22 protein-coding genes are annotated in these 20561 nt (G+C 73.4%); 15 read left to right on the plus strand and 7 right to left on the minus strand.

The window, feature by feature from the left end:
- Nucleotides 1-13 precede the first annotated feature (13 nt).
- From pgl to tkt, 4 genes are all read right to left on the minus strand, one after another.
- Nucleotides 14-742: a 6-phosphogluconolactonase gene (pgl, locus tag ASF50_RS08010; RefSeq protein WP_056903996.1), complete on the minus strand. Its 729-nt coding sequence runs from the start codon at nt 740-742 to the stop codon at nt 14-16.
- Nucleotides 739-2382 (minus strand): glucose-6-phosphate isomerase, encoded by a 1644-nt coding sequence (locus ASF50_RS08015; RefSeq protein ID WP_235557588.1) that lies wholly within the window; start codon nt 2380-2382, stop codon nt 739-741. Before ASF50_RS08015 ends, pgl begins: the two co-directional genes overlap by 4 nt.
- Nucleotides 2379-3485, minus strand: a complete 1107-nt coding sequence (tal, locus tag ASF50_RS08020) for a transaldolase (RefSeq protein WP_056864341.1) — start codon at nt 3483-3485, stop codon at nt 2379-2381. The genes ASF50_RS08015 and tal overlap by 4 nt, the downstream gene beginning before the upstream one ends.
- Nucleotides 3486-3575: 90 nt before the next feature.
- Entirely contained in the window at nt 3576-5681 is a 2106-nt protein-coding gene (tkt, locus tag ASF50_RS08025) for a transketolase (RefSeq protein ID WP_056903997.1), read from the minus strand.
- Nucleotides 5682-5875: 194 nt separating this feature from the next.
- Here tkt and ASF50_RS08030 point away from each other — a divergent pair, with 194 nt between their 5' ends.
- The gene (locus ASF50_RS08030; RefSeq protein ID WP_056903998.1) at nt 5876-6847 is read left to right on the plus strand and encodes a heme o synthase; all 972 of its coding nucleotides are present in this window, start codon (nt 5876-5878) and stop codon (nt 6845-6847) included.
- A gap of 259 nt (nt 6848-7106) precedes the next feature.
- On the opposite strand, the gene ASF50_RS08035 is transcribed toward ASF50_RS08030, so the two are convergent.
- From ASF50_RS08035 to ASF50_RS08045, 3 genes are read right to left on the minus strand one after another with little or no spacing between them, the layout of a single operon-like run.
- On the minus strand, nt 7107-8057 hold the full coding sequence (locus ASF50_RS08035) for a COX15/CtaA family protein (RefSeq protein WP_156718148.1): 951 nt from the start codon (nt 8055-8057) through the stop codon (nt 7107-7109).
- Nucleotides 8054-8872 (minus strand): ABC transporter permease, encoded by an 819-nt coding sequence (locus tag ASF50_RS08040; protein ID WP_056864344.1) that lies wholly within the window; start codon nt 8870-8872, stop codon nt 8054-8056. The genes ASF50_RS08035 and ASF50_RS08040 overlap by 4 nt, the downstream gene beginning before the upstream one ends.
- Nucleotides 8869-9765, minus strand: coding sequence for an ABC transporter ATP-binding protein (locus tag ASF50_RS08045; protein WP_056904297.1), 897 nt, complete (start codon nt 9763-9765; stop codon nt 8869-8871). The genes ASF50_RS08040 and ASF50_RS08045 overlap by 4 nt, the downstream gene beginning before the upstream one ends.
- Nucleotides 9766-9912: 147 nt before the next feature.
- Here ASF50_RS08045 and ASF50_RS08050 point away from each other — a divergent pair, with 147 nt between their 5' ends.
- From ASF50_RS08050 to ASF50_RS08115, 14 genes are all read left to right on the plus strand, one after another.
- Complete coding sequence (locus ASF50_RS08050) at nt 9913-10278, plus strand: hypothetical protein (protein ID WP_056864345.1); 366 nt, start codon at nt 9913-9915, stop codon at nt 10276-10278.
- A 1-nt stretch (nt 10279) separates the two neighbouring features.
- Nucleotides 10280-10690: a hypothetical protein gene (locus ASF50_RS08055; RefSeq protein ID WP_056903999.1), complete on the plus strand. Its 411-nt coding sequence runs from the start codon at nt 10280-10282 to the stop codon at nt 10688-10690.
- Between the two features lie 48 nt (nt 10691-10738).
- Nucleotides 10739-11527, plus strand: coding sequence for a helix-turn-helix transcriptional regulator (locus tag ASF50_RS08060; RefSeq protein WP_056904000.1), 789 nt, complete (start codon nt 10739-10741; stop codon nt 11525-11527).
- The gene (gene sufB, locus ASF50_RS08065; protein WP_056864348.1) at nt 11524-12942 is read left to right on the plus strand and encodes a Fe-S cluster assembly protein SufB; all 1419 of its coding nucleotides are present in this window, start codon (nt 11524-11526) and stop codon (nt 12940-12942) included. Before ASF50_RS08060 ends, sufB begins: the two co-directional genes overlap by 4 nt.
- A gap of 70 nt (nt 12943-13012) precedes the next feature.
- Complete coding sequence (gene sufD / locus ASF50_RS08070) at nt 13013-14194, plus strand: Fe-S cluster assembly protein SufD (protein WP_056864349.1); 1182 nt, start codon at nt 13013-13015, stop codon at nt 14192-14194.
- Nucleotides 14194-14544 (plus strand): non-heme iron oxygenase ferredoxin subunit, encoded by a 351-nt coding sequence (locus ASF50_RS08075; protein WP_056864350.1) that lies wholly within the window; start codon nt 14194-14196, stop codon nt 14542-14544. The genes sufD and ASF50_RS08075 overlap by 1 nt, the downstream gene beginning before the upstream one ends.
- A gap of 63 nt (nt 14545-14607) precedes the next feature.
- Nucleotides 14608-15366 (plus strand): Fe-S cluster assembly ATPase SufC, encoded by a 759-nt coding sequence (gene sufC, locus ASF50_RS08080; RefSeq protein WP_056864351.1) that lies wholly within the window; start codon nt 14608-14610, stop codon nt 15364-15366.
- Nucleotides 15367-15368: 2 nt separating this feature from the next.
- The gene (locus ASF50_RS08085) at nt 15369-16658 is read left to right on the plus strand and encodes a cysteine desulfurase (protein WP_056864352.1); all 1290 of its coding nucleotides are present in this window, start codon (nt 15369-15371) and stop codon (nt 16656-16658) included.
- Between the two features lie 64 nt (nt 16659-16722).
- Entirely contained in the window at nt 16723-17172 is a 450-nt protein-coding gene (gene sufU / locus ASF50_RS08090) for a Fe-S cluster assembly sulfur transfer protein SufU (protein WP_056864353.1), read from the plus strand.
- Nucleotides 17169-17558, plus strand: coding sequence for a metal-sulfur cluster assembly factor (locus tag ASF50_RS08095; RefSeq protein ID WP_056864354.1), 390 nt, complete (start codon nt 17169-17171; stop codon nt 17556-17558). The genes sufU and ASF50_RS08095 overlap by 4 nt, the downstream gene beginning before the upstream one ends.
- A gap of 274 nt (nt 17559-17832) precedes the next feature.
- Nucleotides 17833-18393 (plus strand): ASCH domain-containing protein, encoded by a 561-nt coding sequence (locus ASF50_RS08100; protein ID WP_082502877.1) that lies wholly within the window; start codon nt 17833-17835, stop codon nt 18391-18393.
- Between the two features lie 50 nt (nt 18394-18443).
- Nucleotides 18444-19061, plus strand: coding sequence for an acVLRF1 family peptidyl-tRNA hydrolase (locus ASF50_RS08105; protein ID WP_235557590.1), 618 nt, complete (start codon nt 18444-18446; stop codon nt 19059-19061).
- Nucleotides 19058-19606, plus strand: coding sequence for a metallophosphoesterase family protein (locus ASF50_RS08110; protein ID WP_056904002.1), 549 nt, complete (start codon nt 19058-19060; stop codon nt 19604-19606). Before ASF50_RS08105 ends, ASF50_RS08110 begins: the two co-directional genes overlap by 4 nt.
- Before the next feature lie 41 nt (nt 19607-19647).
- Nucleotides 19648-20556, plus strand: coding sequence for a hypothetical protein (locus tag ASF50_RS08115; RefSeq protein ID WP_056904003.1), 909 nt, complete (start codon nt 19648-19650; stop codon nt 20554-20556).
- Nucleotides 20557-20561 lie beyond the last annotated feature (5 nt).

Consider the following 20561-nt stretch of genomic DNA (forward strand, 5'->3'; position numbering starts at 1 on the left):
CGCACGCGCCGGCTCAGACGGCGGAGGCGGCCTCGCGGTCGAGGAACCAGGTGGTCTCCTCGCGTCCGGAGACCCCGACGGCGGGGATCTGCTCCACGGCTGCGTCGCCGAGGGCCTGCGCCACGGCGTCGGCCTTGGCCTCGCCGCTCACCAGGAACCACACCGCGCGGGCGCGGCGCAGGGCCGGGAAGGTGAGCGAGACCCGCTGCGGCGGCGGCTTGGGGGAGTCGGGGACGGCCACGACGTCGCGGTCGTCGACCGCGAGCGCGGCCTGGCCCGGGAAGAGCGAGGCCACGTGCCCGTCGGGGCCCATGCCGAGCATGACCACCTCGAGCTCGTCGGCGCCGTGCGCGGCGAAGGTCGCGGCGTAGGCCTCGGCGGCGGCCTCGACGTCGTCGGCGTCGGACGTCGAGGGCATCTCGTGGACCTGCTCCTCGGGCACCCCCACGGCGTCGACGAAGGCGCGCCGTGCGGCTCCCGCGTTGCGCTCCTCGGAGTCGGGGGCCACGAAGCGCTCGTCGCCCCACCACAGCACGACCCGGGACCAGTCGACCTCGGACGCCGGCGCCAGCTGGGCCACCGCCTCGTGCACGTGCCCGGCGATGGTGCCGCCGGTCAGCACGACCTGCGGGACCCGGCCGGCACGCTGGGCGTCGGCCAGACGGCCCAGCAGCTCGCCGGCCACGGCGGTGGCGAGGACCCGGGGGTCGTCGTGCACCTCGACCCGCGGCTCGGTGCTCACCGCAGGGCCTCGCTGACCGCGCCCAGCTCCCCGGGGCCCGTCACGTGCAGGCGCAGCACCGGGCGCCCCTTGTCGGCCAGCACGCTGCCGTCGCCGACGGCCTGGGCGGTGAGGAACTCGTGGAACGTGAAGGGACGGTCCGGCACCGCCAGGTCGGCGACGGGGTCGCCGGTGACCTGGACGTAGACGCCGGTGTCGGGTCCGCCCTTGTGGTACTGCCCGGTCGAGTGCAGGAAGCGCGGGCCCCACCCGAAGGTCACCGGCCGGCCGGTGCGCTCGGCCAGCGCGTCGCGCACGTCGGCGAGGGCGGCGTCGCGGTGGCGGTCGAGGTAGGCCTGGACCGCGACGTACCCGTGCTCGCCGTCGAGGTGGCCCAGCAGCGCCTCCACGGCGTCCGCCACGGTCGTGGTGCCCTCGGGCAGCCAGCCCTCGCTGGCGTAGACCGACACGGGCCCGTCGACGAAGACCGGCGTGGGGGAGGCCCCCCCGCCGTCGAGCATCTCGCGGGCCGCGGCCTTGGCGCTCTCCACGTCGGGCTGGTCGAAGGGGTTGATGCCGATGACGCGTCCGGCGACGGCGGTGGCGTACTCCCACAGCAGCATCTGTGCGCCGAGACCGGCGTCGACGTGGGCGCCCCAGCCGGAGGCCGGTCGGGCGGCCTCGGCCGCCGCGGCGTCGGGACCGAAGGTCACGAGCACCCCGTCGGCGCCCGAGGGGGAGAAGTTCGGCGCGGCGACGGAGCCCACGACGACCGGGAGGATGCCCTTGCCGTCCTTGCCCGTCGACTCGGCCACGAGCTGCTCGGCCCAGTCGCCGAAGCCGGGGTACGTCGACCCCGCGTCGGCCAGCACCAGCTTGTCGGCCCCCGCGAGGTTGGCCGCACCGAGCAGCGCGCCGAGCCGCAGGCCGGGGTTGTCGACCCCGTCGGCCTCCAGCGCCGGGCGCACCGCCTCGGCCTGGTCGAGCAACCGCGCGATGTCGGCGCCGGCCAGGCCGCTGGGCACGAGACCGAAGGCCGTGAGCGCGGAGTAGCGCCCGCCGACCTCGGGGTCGGCCAGGAACACACGGTAGCCCGCGTCGCGCGCCGACTCCTCCAGGGGCGAGCCGGGGTCGGTCACGACCACGATCCGCGTGGCGGGGTCGATCCCGGCGTCGGCGAAGGCCTTCTCGAAGGCGCGCCGCTGGCTGTCGGTCTCCACCGTGCCGCCGGACTTCGACGACACGACGACCACGGTCTCGGCGAGCCGGTCCTCGAGGGCGGCGCGCACGAAGTCGGGGTCGGAGGAGTCCAGGACGACCAGCTCGACGCCCGCCTCGGCGCAGATGACCTCGGGGGCCAGCGAGGAGCCGCCCATGCCGCACAGCACGACCCGGGAGAGCCCGGCCTCGCGGTGCTCGACCTGGAGCGCGGCGATGTCGTCGACCAGGCCCCGCGACTCGGTGGACAGCGAGACCCAGGCGAGCCGCTTGTCGGCCTCGTCCTCGGCGGCCGGGCCCCACAGGGTCCGGTCGCGCCCGGCGATGCCGGAGGCGACCCGGTCGGTCACCAGCTGCTGCACGAGGTCGGCGTAGGCCCGCTCGTCGCGGTAGCCGAGGACCAGGGAGAAGCCGGGGCCCTCGGCGGTGCTCCAGGCCGTCACTTCGCGGCCTGCTGCATCTGGCCCTTCACGGTCTCGACCAGCTCGGTCCACGACTTCTTGAACTTGTCGACGCCCTCGTGCTCGAGCACGACGAGCACGTCCTCGAAGTCGATCCCGACCGAGGCCAGCGAGGCGAAGACCTGCTCGGCCTCGGCCTTGCGGCCGCTGACCTTGTCGCCCTCGACCTCGCCGTGGTCGGCGAAGGCCTGCATGGTCTTCTCCGGCATGGTGTTGACGGTGCCGGCGACCACCAGGTCGGTGACGTAGAGGGTGTCGGAGTAGTCCGGGTTCTTCACGCCGGTCGAGGCCCACAGCGGGCGCTGGGCGTGGGCGCCGGCGTCGGCGAGCTGCTTCCACCGGTCGCTGGCGTGCACCTCCTCGAAGGCGGCGTAGGCCAGGCGGGCGTTGGCGACCGCGGCCTCGCCGCGCAGGGCGAGGGCCTCCTCGGAGCCGATCGCCTCCAGGCGTGAGTCGACCTCGGAGTCGACGCGGGAGACGAAGAACGACGCCACCGACTGGATCGAGGCGAGGTCGAGCCCGGCGTCGCGGGCCTGCTCGAGGCCGGTGAGGTAGGCGTCCATGACCTCGCGGTAGCGCTGCTCGCCGAAGATCAGGGTCACGTTGACGCTGATGCCCTGGGCGATCGCCGCGGTGATGGCCGGCAGGCCCTCCTTCGTGGCGGGGATCTTGATGAGCGCGTTGGGGCGGTCGACCGCGGCCCAGAGGGCCTGCGCCGAGGCGATGGTGCCGGCGGTGTCGTTGGCGAGGTCGGGCTCGACCTCGATCGAGACCCGGCCGTCGGAGGAGGAGCCGTCGGCCACGGGGGCCAGCACGTCGCAGGCGTTGCGGACGTCCTCGGTCGTGAGCTCGAAGATCACCTTGTCGACGTCGTGGCCCTCGGCGACCAGGCGCCCGACCTGCTCGTCGTAGCGCTCGCCGTCGGCGATGGCGCCGGCGAAGATGGTCGGGTTGGTGGTCACGCCGACCACCGAGCTGTCCTTGACGAGCTCGGCCAGGTTGCCGCTCTCGATGCGCTCGCGCGACAGGTCGTCGAGCCAGATGGACACCCCCGCGTCGGCGAGGGCCTTCAGACGATCACTCATGGGTTTCTCCCTGTGCTGGGCGGTGCCGGGTGGCGCCGGGTGGGGCCGGCTGCTGCCGGGTGGTCGGGTGCGGGGTGGGCGCTCGCGCGCTCAGGAGCCCGTGACGGTGCGGAAGCTGTCGCGCGCGGCGTTGGCCACGGCCTCGCCGGTGATGCCGTACTCGTCGTAGATGCGCTGGTAGTCGGCCGAGGCGCCGTACTGGTCGATGGAGACGATGCGACCGTGGTCGCCGACGTACTCGCGCCAGCCCTGCCTCACGCCGGCCTCGACGGAGACGCGGGCCTTGACCGTGGTGGGGATGACGGTCTCGCGGTAGGCCTCGTCCTGCTCCTCGAACCACTCCACGCAGGGCATGGAGACGACGCGGGCCTTGATGCCGTCGGCGGCGAGGAGCTCGCGCGCCGCGACCGCGACCTGGACCTCCGAGCCGGTGCCGATCAGCACGACGTCGGGCACGCCGCCCTCGGCCTCGAGCAGCACGTAGCCGCCGCGGGTCACGCCCTCGGCGCCGGCAAAGCCGTCCTCCCCGCGGGGGAAGACCGGCACGTTCTGCCGGGTCAGCGCCAGCGCGGCGGGGGTGTCGGTGCGGCCGAGGATGTGCAGCCACGCCGCGGCGGTCTCGTTGGCGTCGGCCGGGCGGACGACGTCGAGGCCCGGCATGGCCCGCAGCGCGGCCAGGTGCTCGATCGGCTGGTGGGTGGGGCCGTCCTCGCCGAGACCGATGGAGTCGTGGGTCCACACGTAGGTGACGGGCAGCTTGCTCAGCGCCGCCACGCGCACCGCCCCGCGCATGTAGTCGGAGAAGGTGAGGAACGTGCCGCCGAAGACGCGGGTCAGCTTGTCGGCGGCGATGCCGTTCATGATCGCGCCCATGCCGTGCTCGCGGATGCCGAAGTGGAGCACGCGGCCCTGGTGGGGGTCGGCCTTCCAGTCCTCGGTGTCGCGGCTCACGGGCAGGAAGGACGGGGCGTCCTCGATGGTGGTGTTGTTGGAGCCGGCCAGGTCGGCCGAGCCGCCCCACAGCTCGGGCATGCGCGCCGCGACGGCGTTGATGACCTTGCCGGAGGCCGAGCGGGTGGCGACACCCTTGGCGTCGGCGGGGAAGACCGGCAGCGCGTCGGCGAGGCCCTCGGGCAGGCTGCGCGACTTCAGGCGGTGCAGCAGGGTGGCGCGCTCGGGGTGGGCCTCGGCCCAGGCGCGGTAGCGCTCGTCCCACTCCTCGCCCCACGCGGCGCCGCGCTGACGCAGGCCACGGGTGTGCTCGAGCACGTCGGCGGGCACCTCGAAGCGCTGCTCGGGGTCCCAGCCGAGCACCTTCTTGGTGGCCGCGACCTCCTCGTCGCCCAGGGCGCTGCCGTGGGCCTTCTCGGTGCCCTGGGCCGACGGGGCCGGCCAGGCGATGATCGTGTCGAGCACGATGAGCGAGGGCTTGTCGGTCACCTCGCGGGCCGCGACGACCGCGTCGTGCAGGGCCGGCACGTCCTCGGCGTACTCCGCGCCGCCGTGGGTCCAGTCGACGTTCTGCACGTGCCAGCCGTAGGCCTCGTAGCGCTTCGCGACGTCCTCGGTGAAGGCGATGTCGGTGTCGCCCTCGATCGAGATCCGGTTGCGGTCGTAGATGACCGTGAGGTTGCCGAGCTCCTGGGTGCCGGCGATCGAGGAGGCCTCGCCGCTCACGCCCTCCTGGAGGTCGCCGTCGCTGCACAGCGCGTAGACGTGGTGGTCGAAGAGGCCCTCGCCGGGGGCGGCGTCGGCGTCGAGCAGGCCGTGCACGCGCCGGGCCGACATGGCCATGCCGACGGCGTTGGCGACACCCTGGCCCAGGGGCCCGGTGGTGACCTCGACGCCGGCGGTGTGGCCGAGCTCGGGGTGGCCGGGGGTCTTGGAGCCCCAGGTGCGCAGGGCCTTCAGGTCCTCGACCTCCAGGCCGAAGCCGCCGAGGAAGAGCTGCGTGTAGAGCGTGATGGAGGAGTGGCCGCACGAGAGCACGAAGCGGTCGCGGGCGATCCACTCGGGGTCGGCCGGGTCGTGGCGCATGACCTTCTGGAAGAGCAGGTAGGCCACCGGCGCGAGGCTCATCGCGGTGCCGGGGTGGCCGTTGCCGACCTTCTGCACGGAGTCCATCGCCAGCACGCGCGCGGTGTCGACCGCCTTCGCGTCCAGCTCGGTCCAGTCCAGGGCGGGGGTAGTGCTCACAAGGGTCCTTCCGGCGGGATTCGGGGGCGCCGACACCGCGAGGAGCGGGTCGACACGTGCCTCAACAGCGAGGTCGCGCAGGCGATTCCGAGCCTACTCACCCCCGGCGGTAGACTCCTACCGGCACCAGCGCTGGTGGACCGTGGCCCGTCGGCCCTCCGCCCCGAGCGCCCCCACCCACCCCGAGGACCTCCGTGACGCATGTCGGCCAGTCGGCCTCTGCCGCAGGGCAGCAGGGCGCAGACCCCGCCGGCGGCGCGGCCCCCGACGGCCGCGCGACCTGGCGGGACGTGGTGGCGGCGTACGTCGGTCTCACCAAGCCCCGGGTGATCGAGCTGCTGCTGCTGACCACCGTGCCGGTGATGTTCTACGCCGCCCGCGGCGTTCCGGAGCTGGGACTGGTCGTCTGGACGGTCCTGGGCGGCACCTTCTCGGCCGGCTCGGCCTCGGTGTTCAACTGCGTCTACGACCGCGACATCGACGAGCAGATGCGCCGCACCCGCCGCCGCGCGCTGCCCCGTCACATCGTGACCCCGCGCTCGGCGCTGGTGTTCGGCACCGTGCTCGGCGTGCTGTCGACCGTGATCCTCTACCTCGGGGTCAACGCGCTCTCGGCGCTGCTGTCGGTGACCGCCATCGCGTTCTACGTCTTCGGCTACACCATGCTGCTCAAGCGGCGCACGACCCAGAACATCGTCTGGGGCGGCATCGCGGGGTGCTTCCCGACCCTCATCGGCTGGACCGCGGTGACCGGGTCGCTGTCGTGGACGCCGGTCGTGCTCTTCATGGTCGTCTTCTTCTGGACCCCTCCCCACACCTGGGCGCTGGCCCTGCGCTACCGCGAGGACTACGCCCACGTCGACGTCCCGATGCTGCCGGTGGTCAAGCCGGCCCGTGAGGTCGGCCGCCAGATCGTGCTCTACAGCTGGGTCATGGTCGCCACCTCGCTGCTGCTGTGGCCCGTGGCCGGCACGGGCCCGTTTTACCCCGCCGCGGCCGCTGTGCTCGGCGCGGTCTTCCTGCTCGAGGCCCACCGCATGTGGAGTCGCACGCGCGGCACCGAGGACCTGAGCGTGATCCAGCCCATGCGGCTGTTCCACTCCTCGAACCTCTACCTCTCGCTGCTCTTCGTGGCCGTCGCGCTGGACCCGCTGCTCAGCTTCTGAGCGCTCCCCGACCGGGGGGCCGCCGACGCGGGCCCCCGGGCACGCGGAGGCCGCCGCGGGGCCTGTCCACAGGTCCTCGCCCCCGCACCGGAGGAGGGCGGCCCCCGGGGCCGAGGTCGAGGTCGCGGCCGACGGGGTCACCGCGAGCGGGCCGGACGTCGCCGGTCACCACCCGGTCGCGCGCACCACGCCTCGTCCCGTCACGGGCGAGGTCGACCGCCACGGCCGCTGCGGGCGGACGGGCCGTCGTGCGCGAGGATCAGCGGCCGGACCCGACCGGCTCGCGCAGGTCGTCGGAGCCGAGGTCGGCGCCGAGGGACACGGGGTGCGGGTGGCGCACGGTCAGCAGGGCCCAGGTGGCGGAGGCCGCGATGAGGGCCGAGCCGAGCACGTGGAAGGCCACGAGCACGACGGGCAGGTCGGTGAAGTACTGCACGAAGCCGATGAGCCCCTGCGCCAGCTCGATCACGAGCAGCAGCGCCACCGCACGGCGGGTGCGTCGGGGCGCGCCGGTGGCGTGGACGGCGAAGAGCAGGCCGATGGTGAGGCCGAGGAGCAGGAAGACGCTGTCGGCGTGGAGCTGGCTGACTGACTCGGGGTCCAAGCCGTTGCGCTTCGCCTCGAGGTCGCCGGCGTGGGGCCCGGACCCGGTGACGACCGTGCCGACGTAGAGCACGGCCCAGGCCGCGGCGAAGGTCGACCAGGCCAGCGCGACCACGGGCCCGCGGACGGCGGGGCCGACCCCGTCGACGACCTGCAGGAAGCGGACCGAGAGGCACACGATGGCCAGCGACAGCAGCAGGTGGAGCGAGACGACCCACGGGTTGAGCCCGGTCAGCACGGTGACGCCGCCGATCACGGCCTGCAGCGGGATGCCCAGGCCCATGAGCAGCGCGAGGGTGCGCAGCCGGCGGTCGCCGCTCTGCACGGCGGCCACGAAGGTCGCCACGGCGATCGCGGCGAGCACGAAGGTCAGCAGCCGGTTGCCGAACTCGATCGCGGCGTGCAGCGTCAGCTCGCCGTGGGGGGTGTAGGACCCCTCGAAGCACTCGGGCCAGGTGGGGCAGCCCAGCCCCGAGGCCGTCAGCCGCACGGCCGCGCCGGTGACCACCAGCACGGCGTTGGCCACCAGCGAGGCCCAGCCCAGGGGTCGCACGTAGCGGCCCAGGCCGGAGGGGCGGGCAGAGGGGCGGGCGGAGGACTCGGTCATTCCCACGTGAACGTCCTTGCGGTCGCGACGGTGCCGACGACGGTCCACGCCGCGAGCACCAGGAGGGCCGGCCAGGCGACCTGGCCGTCGATGAGGGCGTCGCGCATGGCGCCGCCGAGGGCCCCGGAGGGCAGCCAGCCGACGACCTCGCCGAACCCGCCGTACGCCGAGGCGGGCAGGACGACGGCGCCGCCGGCCATGAGGAGCAGGTAGACGAGGTTGGCGGCGGCCAGGGTCGCCTCCGCCCGCAGCACCCCGGCCACGAAGAGGCCGAGGGAGGCGAAGGCCGCGGTGCCGAGCACCACGGCGAGCACGCTGCCGGTGACGGCGCCGAGGGCGGAGCCGTCGGCGCCGGGCACGGGGCGCCAGCCGAGGGCCAGGGCGACCGCGGCGATCACCGCGACCTGGAGCACCTCGACGAGGAGCAGGGCGAGCACCTTGCCGGCCAGCAGGCCCGAGCGCGGCAGGGGCGAGGTGCCGAGGCGCTTGATCACGCCGTAGCGCCGCTCGAACCCGGTGGCGATGGCCAGCGAGGTGAAGGCCGTCGACATGACGGCCAGCGCCAGCACCCCGGGGGTGAACACGTCGACGGGCGTGGCCTCGAGGTCCAGCCCGACGCGGTCGGCGGCCAGGACGCCCCCGATCAGCACGATGACCGGGATGACGACGGCCAGCAGCAGCTGCTCGCCGTTGCGCAGCGTGAGCCGGGCCTCCATGCGCGCCTGGGCGAGCACCTGCCGGCCCAGGGGAGCGGCGCCCGGCCGGGGCGCGAAGGTGCCCGTGGCGGCGGGCACGGCCCGCTGGGTGGCGCTCATGGGGTCAGCTCCCGTCCGGTGAGGTCGAGGAAGACGTCCTCGAGCGTGCGGGTGCCGAGGGTCAGCGACTCCGGCAGCACCGCGTTGTCCTCGCACCAGCGTGACACCCGGGCCAGCGTGGAGGCGTCGGCCGGCCCGGTCACCTGGAGGCTGAGGGAGTCGAGCAGCCGCACCTCGGTGCCGGGACCGAGTGCGGCGGTGAGCGACTCGGGGGCGCCCGGGGGGAAGGGGCGGGTCACCACGAGCCGGATCGTCGAGACCGTGCCGCCCCGCGTGAGCTCCAGCGGGGAGCCGGAGACGACGAGGCGGCCGTGGTCGATGATGTGGACGAGGTCGGCGAGCCGCTCGGCCTCCTCCATGTAGTGGGTGGTGAGGACGACGGTCACGCCGTCGCCGCGCAGCTCCTGGAGCAGCTCCCACACGGTGCGGCGCACGGCGGGGTCCATGCCGGCCGTCGGCTCGTCGACGAAGACCAGCTCGGGCCGACCGACGAGGGCCAGCGCGAGGCCGAGGCGCTGCTGCTGACCGCCCGAGAGGCGGCGGTAGGGGGTGCGCCCGCACTCGGCCAGGCCGAGACGCTCCGAGAGGAGCGCGGGGTCGAGCGGGTGGGCGTGCAGCGCCGCGACGTGGCGCAGCATCTCCATGGCCCGCACCCCGCTCCACGCGCCGCCGCCCTGGAGCATGACCCCGATGCGGGGGAGCAGCTCGCGTCGGTCGCGCACCGGGTCGAGCCCCAGCACCCGCACGGTGCCCGCCTGCGGCCGCCGGTAGCCCTCGCAGGTCTCCAGCGTGGTCGTCTTCCCGGCGCCGTTGGGGCCGAGCACGGCGCTGACGGAGCCCCGCGGCACGCGCAGCGAGAGGGAGTCGACGGCGGTCTTGTCGCCGTAGCGCATCACCAGGCCGTCGACCTCGACGGCGGGGGCGTCGAGCGGATCGGCGGCGGGCACGCCCCCAGTCTAGGAAGCCGCACCCGGTGGCCACGAGGCGAGGTCGCCTCGCCGCGGCGGGGTGCGTGCGGCGGTGCCCTACCGTTGCCGTCCGTGAACCCCTTCGTCCTCGGTGCGGTGGTCGTCCTCGGCCTCGCCGTCGCCGTCCTGGCCGTCGTGCTCGTGGTGCGCGACGTGGCCGTGCGCCACAGCGACCTGCTCTTCGGCCTGATCGCGCTCCTGGAGCTGGCCCTGCTGGTGCAGCTGGTCACCGGGTCGGTGGCCCTGGCCGGCACGGAGCGTGATGTCGAGGGCGTCACCTTCGTCGCCTACCTGGTCACCAACCTGCTCGCGCTGCCGATCGGGGCCTTCTGGGCCCTGGCCGACAAGACCCGCGTGGGCGGGGCGGTGGTGCTGGTGACGGTGCTCACGGTGCTCGCCCTCCAGCTCCGCCTGGTCTCGATCTGGGCAGGGGCCTGAGGTGCGCGACCCCGCGCTGTCCTCCGGCGCCGGTCGCGTGCTGGTCGCGGTCTACGCCGTCTTCGCCGTCGCCGCCACGGGGCGCTCGGTGCTGCAGCTGGCCACCGAGCCGGGCCGCGCGCCCCTGGCGTACTCGCTCTCGCTGCTCGCCGCGGTGCTCTACGTGCTGGCCACGACCTGCCTGGTCGTGGGCGGCGCCCGCGCGTGGCGGGTGGCCGTCGTCGCCTGCTCGGTCGAGGCGGCCGGGGTCGTCGCCGTGGGGGCGCTGAGCCTGGTCGCCACCGACCTCTTCCCCGACCGGACGGTCTGGTCGCACTTCGGACAGGGCTACGGCTTCCTGCCCCTCGTGCTGCCGTTCGTGGGGCTGTGGTGGCTGCGCCGCACCCGCCCGGGGGAGCGCCCCGGCAGGTAAGGGTCGCCTTCCTTGAACGGCCTCCGGCATTAACGGCACACTGGCGTTGTGGAATTCGACGAGACCTCCCTGCGCAGCGGCGACCAGCCGCGCGGCGGGGACCAGACGACGCGGCAGCGCGTCGCGCGGTCGATCCTCGTCAACGGCGCCTCCACCGCCGTGGCGCTCGCGGAGCGGCTCGACCTGACGCCGGCCGCCGTGCGCCGCCACCTCGACCAGCTGGTCGAGGAGGGCGCGGTGGAGTCGCGCGAGGCCCGCACCGCCACCCGGGGCCGGGGTCGACCCGCCCGGGCCTTCGTGCTGACCGAGCGGGGCCGCGAGGGCTTCGACCAGCAGTACGACGACCTCGCCGTCCAGGCCCTGCGCTTCCTCTCCGAGACCGGCGGCGACGACGCCGTGCGCGAGTTCGCCGAGCGCCGGGTGGGCTTCATCGAGGAGCGCTTCGGCGTCGTCGAGGCCGCCCACCCCGAGCTCACCCCCGCCCAGGTGCTCGCCCGGGTGCTGTCGGAGGAGGGCTACGCCGCCGCCGTGCGCGACGTGCCGGTGGGGGAGCAGTTGTGCCAGCAGCACTGCCCGGTCAGCCACGTGGCCCACGAGTTCCCCCAGCTGTGCGAGGCGGAGACCGCGGCCATCGGTCGCGTGCTCGACCGCCACGTGCAACGCCTGGCCACCATCGCCCACGGCGACGGGGTCTGCACCACCTGCATCCCCGACCTCCCGCAGCAGCACGACCCGCAGCAGCACGACCCGCAGGACCCAGACCAGCAGCAGGCCTCCGGCCTCGCGCGCACCACCAGCCAGCAGTCCGCAACCAAGAAGGAGCAGGTCAGCTCATGACGACCATCGACGAGCGCAACCCCGAGCTCGAGGGCATCGGCCGCTACGACTTCGGCTGGGCCGACTCCGACGTCGCCGGCGCCACCGCCAAGCGCGGCCTCTCCGAGGAGGTCGTGCGCGACATCTCCTCCAAGAAGAGCGAGCCGCAGTGGATGCTTGACCTGCGCCTCAAGGGCCTCAAGCTCTTCGGCCGCAAGCCGATGCCGAGCTGGGGCTCGGACCTGTCGGGCATCGACTTCGACAACATCAAGTACTTCGTGCGCTCCTCGGAGAAGCAGGCCGCGACCTGGGACGACCTCCCCGAGGACATCAAGAACACCTACGACAAGCTCGGCATCCCGGAGGCGGAGAAGCAGCGCCTGGTCTCCGGCGTAGCCGCGCAGTACGAGTCGGAGGTCGTCTACCACTCGATCCGCGAGGACCTCGAGGAGCAGGGCGTGCTCTTCCTCGACACCGACACCGCGCTCAAGGAGCACCCGGAGCTCTTCCAGGAGTACTTCGGCACCGTGATCCCGGTCGGTGACAACAAGTTCGCCGCGCTCAACACCTCGGTGTGGTCGGGCGGCTCGTTCATCTACGTGCCCAAGGGCGTCCACGTGGACATCCCGCTCCAGGCCTACTTCCGCATCAACACCGAGAACATGGGCCAGTTCGAGCGCACGCTGATCATCGTCGACGAGGACGCCTACGTGCACTACGTCGAGGGCTGCACCGCGCCGATCTACTCCTCCGACTCGCTGCACTCCGCGGTCGTGGAGATCATCGTCAAGAAGGGCGGCCGCTGCCGCTACACGACCATCCAGAACTGGTCGAACAACGTCTACAACCTCGTCACCAAGCGCGCCACCTGCGAGGCCGGCGCGACCATGGAGTGGGTCGACGGCAACATCGGCTCCAAGGTGACGATGAAGTACCCCGCCATCTACCTCATGGGCGAGCACGCCAAGGGCGAGACGCTGTCCATCGCCTTCGCCGGCGAGGGCCAGCACCAGGACGCCGGCGCCAAGATGGTGCACGCCGCCCCCCACACCTCCTCCTCGATCCTGTCGAAGTCGGTGGCCCGCGGCGGCGGCCGCACCTCCTACCGCGGCCTGATCCAGGTCAACGAGGGCGCCCACGGCTCGAAGTCCAACGTGCTGTGCGACGCGCTGCTGGTCGACCAGATCAGCCGCTCCGACACCTACCCCTACGTCGACATCCGCGAGGACGACGTCTCGATGGGCCACGAGGCCAGCGTCTCCAAGGTCTCCGACGACCAGCTCTTCTACCTGATGAGCCGCGGCATGGAGCAGGACGAGGCCATGGCGATGATCGTGCGCGGCTTCGTCGAGCCGATCGCCAAGGAGCTGCCGATGGAGTACGCCCTCGAGCTCAACCGCCTCATCGAGCTGCAGATGGAGGGCGCGGTCGGCTGAGCCGGCCCCACCCGCCCCCTGCGCAGCCGCAGCGACCGACGTACCCACCAGCACCAGGAAGACACTTTTCGTGACTGTGACCGATGCTGCCCGCGAGAGCGTGGCATCCGCCCTCGAGGCCGACCAGGTGGTCAGCCACCTCAACCCGCCCGCGTCCTACGACCTCGCCGACCACCCGGTGCCCACCGGGCGCGAGGAGATCTGGCGCTTCACGCCGCTCAAGCGGCTGCGCGGGGTGCTCGAGGGCACGCCCTCCGACGACCGCCTGACGTGGGACACCACGCTGCCCGACGGCGTCACCGTGAGCACGATCAGCACCGCCGAGGCGCGCGCGCTCGGTGAGCTGGCGCCCAACGACCGGCCCTCGGCGCTGGCCGTGGAGCTCGCCGGCGGGGCCACGCTCGTCGACGTGCCGGCCGAGCTGGAGACCGACGGACCCGTGCTGATCGACCTGCACGGCGAGTCGGCCGACCAGCTGGTCTGGGGCCACCTGGTGATCCGCGTCGGCGCCTACGCCAAGGCCACGGTCGTGCTCACCCACACCGGCTCCGCGCGCTACTCCGCCACCACGTCGGTGCTCGTGGGCGAGGGCGCCCAGGTCAACGTGCTGACCCTCCAGGACTGGGACGACGACGCGGTCCACCTCGGCCGCGACGCCATCCGCGTCGGTCGTGACGCCACCGTGCGCCACACCGCGGTCTCCTTCGGCGGCGACCTGGTGCGCCTGCACGCCAACGTCGAGTACGACGGCCCCGGCGGCGACGCCGAGCTGCTCGGTCTCTACTTCGCCGACGCCGGCCAGCACCTCGAGCACCGCCTGTTCGCCGACCACAACGCCCCGAAGACCAAGAGCAACGTGGTCTACAAGGGCGCCCTGCAGGGCGAGGGCGCGCACGCGGTGTGGATCGGCAACGTCCTCATCCGCAAGGTCGCCGAGGGCATCGAGACCTACGAGGAGAACCGCAACCTGGTGCTCACCGACGGCTGCCAGGCCGACTCCGTGCCGAACCTCGAGATCGAGACCGGCGAGATCGAGGGCGCGGGCCACGCCTCGGCCGTCGGCCGCTTCGACGACGAGCAGCTGTTCTACCTGCGCTCGCGCGGCATCTCCGAGCCGGAGGCGCGCCGCCTGGTGGTGCACGGCTTCTTCAACGACCTCGTCCGCAAGGTCGGCGTGCCCTCGGTGGAGGAGAAGCTCCTCGCCACCGTCGAGGAGGAGCTGTCGAAGAACGTCCTGCAGGAGCTGTCCTGATGGGCTTCACCCGCGCCTGCGCGCTCGACGAGATCCCGACCGACGAGGGCTTCGCCGCCACCGTCGACGGTGTCGACGTGGCGCTGGCCCGCGAGGGCGAGGAGGTCTTCGCCTTGCAGGACCTCTGCTCCCACGCCGCCGTCGCGCTGAGCGAGGGCGAGGTCGCCCCGGGCGCCGGCGGGCAGTGCCAGATCGAGTGCTGGCTGCACGGCTCCCGCTTCGACCTGCGCACCGGCAAGCCCACCGGCTTCCCGGCCACCGAGCCCGTCGCGACCTTCCCCGTGGAGGTCCGCGACGGTGAGGTGCACGTCGACGTCACGACGACGCTGAACGGCGTCAAGCCGGCCTGAGCCGGCACCCCACCACTTCCGACCCGGCTCCTCCGAGCCACCCCACCAGGAGAAGGACCACACATGAGCACGCTGGAGATCAAGGACCTGCACGTCTCGGTCGACACCGAGGACGGGCCCAAGGAGATCCTCAAGGGCGTCACGCTGACCATCGGCGACAACGAGACCCACGCGATCATGGGCCCCAACGGCTCGGGCAAGTCGACCCTGGCCTACTCGATCGCCGGGCACCCCAAGTACACCGTCACCGGCGGCACCGTGACCCTCGACGGCGAGGACGTCCTGGCCATGAGCGTCGACGAGCGCGCCCGCGCCGGACTCTTCCTGGCCATGCAGTACCCCGTGGAGGTGCCCGGCGTCTCGGTGTCGAACTTCCTGCGCACCGCCAAGACCGCCATCGACGGCGAGGCCCCCAAGCTGCGCACCTGGGTGAAGGACGTCAACGGCGCCCTCGAGCGGCTCAACCTCGACCCGTCCTTCGGCACCCGCTCGGTCAACGAGGGCTTCTCCGGCGGCGAGAAGAAGCGCCACGAGATCGCCCAGCTCGAGCTGCTGGCCCCCAAGGTCGCCGTGCTCGACGAGACCGACTCCGGCCTCGACATCGACGCGCTCAAGATCGTCTCGGAGGGCGTCAACCGCTTCCGTGAGCAGGAGGGCAAGGGCGTGCTGCTGATCACGCACTACACCCGCATCCTGCGCTACATCACCCCCGACTACGTGCACGTCTTCGTCGACGGCAAGGTCGCCGACCAGGGCGGCCCGGAGCTGGCCGACCAGCTCGAGGCCGAGGGCTACGACAAGTACGTCAAGGCGGCGGTCTGACCATGTCGAGCCAGACCACGGCGCGCCTCGACGGCCTCCTGCCCGAGCTGGAGGTGATCCGCGCCGACTTCCCGATCCTGTCGCGGACCCTGGCCGACGGCCAGCCGCTGGTCTACCTCGACAGCGCCAACACCTCGCAGAAGCCGCAGTGCGTGATCGACGCGATGGTCGACCACCTCGAGCGGCACAACGCCAACGTCGCCCGCGCCATGCACCAGCTGGGCGCGGAGTCCTCGGAGGCCTTCGAGGCGGCCCGCGACAAGGTGGCGGCCTTCATCGGCGCTCCCAGCCGTGACGAGGTGCTCTTCACCAAGAACGCCTCCGAGGCGCTCAACCTGGTGGCCAACACCCTCGCGTGGGCCCGTGGCCCGCTCGAGGTGGGCGAGGGCGACGAGATCGTCATCACCGAGATGGAGCACCACTCCAACATCGTGCCGTGGCAGCTGCTCACCCAGCGCACGGGCGCGACGCTGCGCTGGTTCGGGCTGACCGACGAGGGCCACCTCGACCTCTCGGCCGTGGACGACCTCATCACCGAGCGCACCAAGGTCGTCTCGCTCACCTGGGTGTCGAACATGCTCGGCACCGTCAACCCGGTCGCGGCGATCACCAAGCGCGCCCACGAGGTCGGCGCCCTCGTCGTGGTCGACGCCTCCCAAGCCGCCCCGCAGCTGCCGATCGACCTCGCCGCCATGCCCGAGGACGAGCGGCCCGACTTCCTGGCCTTCACCGGCCACAAGGTCGTCGGGCCCACCGGGATCGGCGTGCTCTGGGGTGCCCGCGCGGTGCTCGAGGCGCTCCCGCCGTTCCTCGGCGGTGGCGAGATGATCGAGACCGTGCGCATGGAGTCCTCGACCTACGCCGGGATCCCGCACAAGTTCGAGGCCGGCACCCCGCCGATCGTCGAGGCCGTGGGCCTGGGCGCGGCCGTCGACTACCTCTCGGCCGTAGGTCTCGACGCGGTGCACGCCCACGAGCAGGCGCTAACCGGCTACGCCCTCGAGGGCCTGGCCACGGTGCCCGGTCTGCGGGTGCTGGGCCCGCTCGACGCCCGCGAGCGCGGCGGCGCGATCTCCTTCGAGATCGACGGGGTCCACCCCCACGACGTCGCGCAGGTGCTCGACGTGCGCGGCATCGCCGTGCGGGCCGGCCACCACTGTGCGCGACCCGCGCACGCCCGCTTCGGCGTGCAGAGCTCCACGCGCATGTCGTCGTACCTCTACACGACGCCGACGGAGATCGACGCGCTCGTGGAGGCGCTGCACTACACGCGCAGCTACTTCAAGCTCTGAGCCCGCACCACCCGCACGACCCCGACCCGATCACCCCACACCGACCCCGGAGGGAGGCGGCCCGATGAGTGCCGAGCTCGACTCGCTGTACCAGGAGATCATCCTGGACCACTACAAGAACCCGCACCACAAGGGACTGCGCGACCCCTACGAGGCCGAGGTCCACCACGTCAACCCGACCTGCGGCGACGAGGTGACCCTGCGCGTGCACGTCGCCGACGGGGTCGTCGCCGACGTCTCCTACGACTCGGTGGGCTGCTCGATCTCGCAGGCCTCGGCCTCGGTGATGACCGACCTCGTCATCGGCAAGCCGGTCGCCGAGGCGATGGCGGTCCACGAGGAGTTCCTCGCCCTGATGCAGGGCAAGGGCACCGTGGAGCCCGACGAGGAGGTCCTCGAGGACGGCATCGCCTTCGCCGGTGTCGCCAAGTTCCCCGCGCGCGTGAAGTGCGCCCTGCTGTCGTGGATGGCCTGGAAGGACGCCACGACCCGTTCCCTGGAGGAGACCCCATGACCGAGACCTCGCCCACCCCCGACCACGCCGACCTGCCCGACGTGCCGGAGGCCGCCGCCGGCGGCGTCGGCACCTCGACGGTCAGCAAGGACGACGTCTACGAGGCGATGAAGGACGTCGTCGACCCCGAGCTCGGCATCAACGTCGTCGACCTCGGCCTGGTCTACGACCTGCACCTCGACGAGCGCAGCAACCTGGTCATCGACATGACGCTGACCTCGGCGGCCTGCCCGCTGACCGACGTCATCTCCGACCAGACCGACTCCGCCCTCGAGGGCCTGGTCAACGACGTCGCCATCAACTGGGTCTGGATGCCGCCGTGGGGCCCCGACAAGATCACCCCCGACGGCCGCGAGCAGCTGCGCGCCCTCGGCTTCAACGTCTGAGCCGAGCACCGGGGCCCCGCCCTCGACCCCGCGCCCTCATCGAGGGCCGCTGCGGTCGGGTGGCGGGGTTTGCGCTGTCCGGGACGGGTGCGGGGCTCGTGGGCTGCTGAAGTGGCGCAATTGCTGAGGTCCGGTGGGGTCGGGTGGCGGGGTTTGCGTGGTTCGGGGTGGGTGCGGGGCTCGTGGGCTGCTGAAGTGGCGCAATTGCCGGCGGTCGGCGGTCGGCGGTCGGCGCGGCCGCGTGCCCGACGGGCCGCCTGCGTAGGCTCCGGACATGACCGGCACCGACGACCCCGAGGCCCCGCCGCCGAGCGCCGAGGGGTTCGTGCCCGACCACCCCGAGGTGCGCGCCTTCTGGGAGCGGGCCCGGGTGCACGCCCGCCTCAACGTCGCGCCGACCTACTTCGGCCCCACCACCCTGGAGGTGGTGCCGCCGCCGGCCTGGTCCTTCGGGTCCACCCCGGAGCAGGCCGACGCCCTGCTGGCCCTGGTGCTCGACGGCACCAAGACGGCCACGGCCAGCGCGGCCGAGGAGTACGGCGAGGAGCCGCTGCCCCGACCGGGTCAGCTCGGCATCCTCCTCGACGGTCGCGCTCGTCCGCGGGCGCTGGTGGAGACCACCGCGGTGGAGGTCGTCGCCTTCGACCGCGTCGACGCCGAGCACGCCCGCCTCGAGGGCGAGGGCGACCGCAGCCTCGCCCACTGGCGCGAGGTGCACGAGCGCTTCTTCGCCGAGACGGCGGGCCCCGGGCGCGGCTTCGACCCCTCCATGCCGGTGGTGCTCGAGCGGCTGCGGGTGGTCTGGGCCGAGCCCGACGGCCCCGGCGGCCGGTGAGCGGCCCGGGCGGCGCCGCGGCGCGCGGCACCGGGGCGGAGACGGTCCTGGTGCCGCCCTCCCGGCTCGAGCGCTGGGTGGTCAACTTCCGCGCCCGCCACGGCGCGATGGCCCTCGCGGTGGCAGGAGGCGCGCTCAGCGGGGCGGCGGAGGACTCCTCCACCTTCACGGCCCGACTGCCCTTCGACGCGGCGTACGCCGGCCTGCCCGACCCGGTCGCCTTCGCGGCCGGGGCCACGACGCCCGACGACTGGGGCCTGCTGCTGGTGCGCAAGGGCGGCTTCGCGGTGGCCCGGCTGAGCGGCGGGGCCACGGTGGCCTCCAAGGTCGGTCAGCGGCACGTGCAGGGCCGCACCAAGGCCGGCGGACAGAGCCAGCAGCGCTTCGCACGCCGCCGTGACAACCAGGCCCGTCAGGCCTACGAGGCCGCCGCCGACCACGCGGCCCGGCTGCTCGGCGACCTGCGCGGTCCGCTCGTCGGTGGCGGCGACCGCACGGCGGTCGAGGAGGTGCTCGCCGACCCCCGCCTGCGTCGACTCGTGCCGGTCGAGCCGTGGCTGCCGGTGCCCGACCCCCGGCGGGCCGTGCTCGAGCAGGCGGCGCGCGACGCGGCGGCCGTGCGGGTCACGGTGGTCAACGCGGCCGCCGAGCCGGGGGAGGCGACATGAGCACCCGGCTGCTGCTGCTCGCCGACACCCACCTGCCGAAGCGGGCCAGGGCGCTGCCCGAGGAGCTGTGGGACGCGGTCGCGCGGGCCGACCTGGTCGTGCACGCCGGCGACTGGGTGGAGGTCGGCCTGCTCGACGAGCTGGAGGAGCGGAGCACCCGACTGGTGGGCGTCTGGGGCAACAACGACGGCCCCGCCCTGCGGGCCCGGCTGCCCGAGGTGGCGCGGGTCGAGGTCGAGGGCCTGCGCCTCGAGGTGGTGCACGAGACCGGAGACGCGCGCGGCCGGGAGCGGCGCTGCGACCTGGCCCACCCCGACACCGACCTGCTGGTCTTCGGCCACAGCCACGTGCCGTGGGACAGCGTCACCGAGGGTGGCATGCGGTTGCTCAACCCCGGGTCGCCCACCGACCGGCGCCGCCAGCCGCACTGCACCTACGTGACCGCCACCGTCGCCGCGGGCGAGGTCCACGACGTCGTGCTGCACCGGCTGCCACCACGGGTGCCGTCGGGTCGGTCCCCGCGTGCACCCGCGCGCCGCGCCTGATCTGCCGTCCTCCTGGCCCCGCAGGCCCTAGTCTCCCCAGCATGTGGCAGCCCGAGCCCGGCTGGCACCCGCTCCCCGGAGGCTCCGGCGCCTCCACCGTGGGGGCGTGGCGCGCGGTCCGCGGCGACCAGCCGGTGGTGGTGAAGCGGCTCGCCGCACCCGTCGACGACGACCCGCCGGAGCTGTCGGACCCCCACCACTTCGCGTACTGGCGCCGCGACGCCGACGTGGCCGGCGCGCTCGTGGTGGACCGTGCTCCGGGCCTGCGACCCCCCGCGGTCTGCGACGTGGAGGAGGACCCCGACGGCATCACCCTGGTGCGGGAGTGGGTCGAGGACGCCGCCGTCAACGGGCTCTTCGCCGCGCACGCCATGGGCCGCTTCGCCGGGGCCGACCTCCCCGACCTGCCGTGGCTGGCCCGCGACCAGCTGCGCGACCGGCTGCGCCGCACCGAGCGCCGCGGCGGCTGGCCGACGCTGGCCCGCACGACCGTCGCCGACGTGGCCGACCACCTGTGGCGGCGGCGGGTGGTCTTCCTCGACGCCGTCGACGCGCTGCCGCAGGTCGCCCAGCACGGCGACCCGACACCGGCCAACCTGCCGGGCCGAGCCGGCGACGAGGTGGTCGCCATCGACTGGGGCAGCCTCGGCCGCGGGGCGGTCGGCGCCGACCTCGGCTACTACGCGCTCTCGGCGCGCGAGGAGTTCGAGCCCCTGCTCGACGCCTACCTGCTCGGGCTCCCCGCGGGGGTCGCGACCCGCGACCAGGCGGCGCTCGGTGCTCGGGTGACCGCGGTCTTCACCGCGCTCAGCCGCGCCGAGTGGGCGCTGGCGCGCGTGGCCGGGGGAGAGGGCGCCCTGGCCGGCAAGTACCGCCACCCCGCCGTCGCACCCCACCTGCGCGCCCTCCAGCGCCAGTTCCCCCTGGTCGAGGCGCTCCTCCAGCACTGACGACG

The sequence above is a fragment of the Nocardioides sp. Leaf307 genome (genome assembly GCF_001423135.1).
In the GTDB taxonomy this organism is placed as follows: Bacteria; Actinomycetota; Actinomycetes; order Propionibacteriales; family Nocardioidaceae; genus Nocardioides; species Nocardioides kribbensis.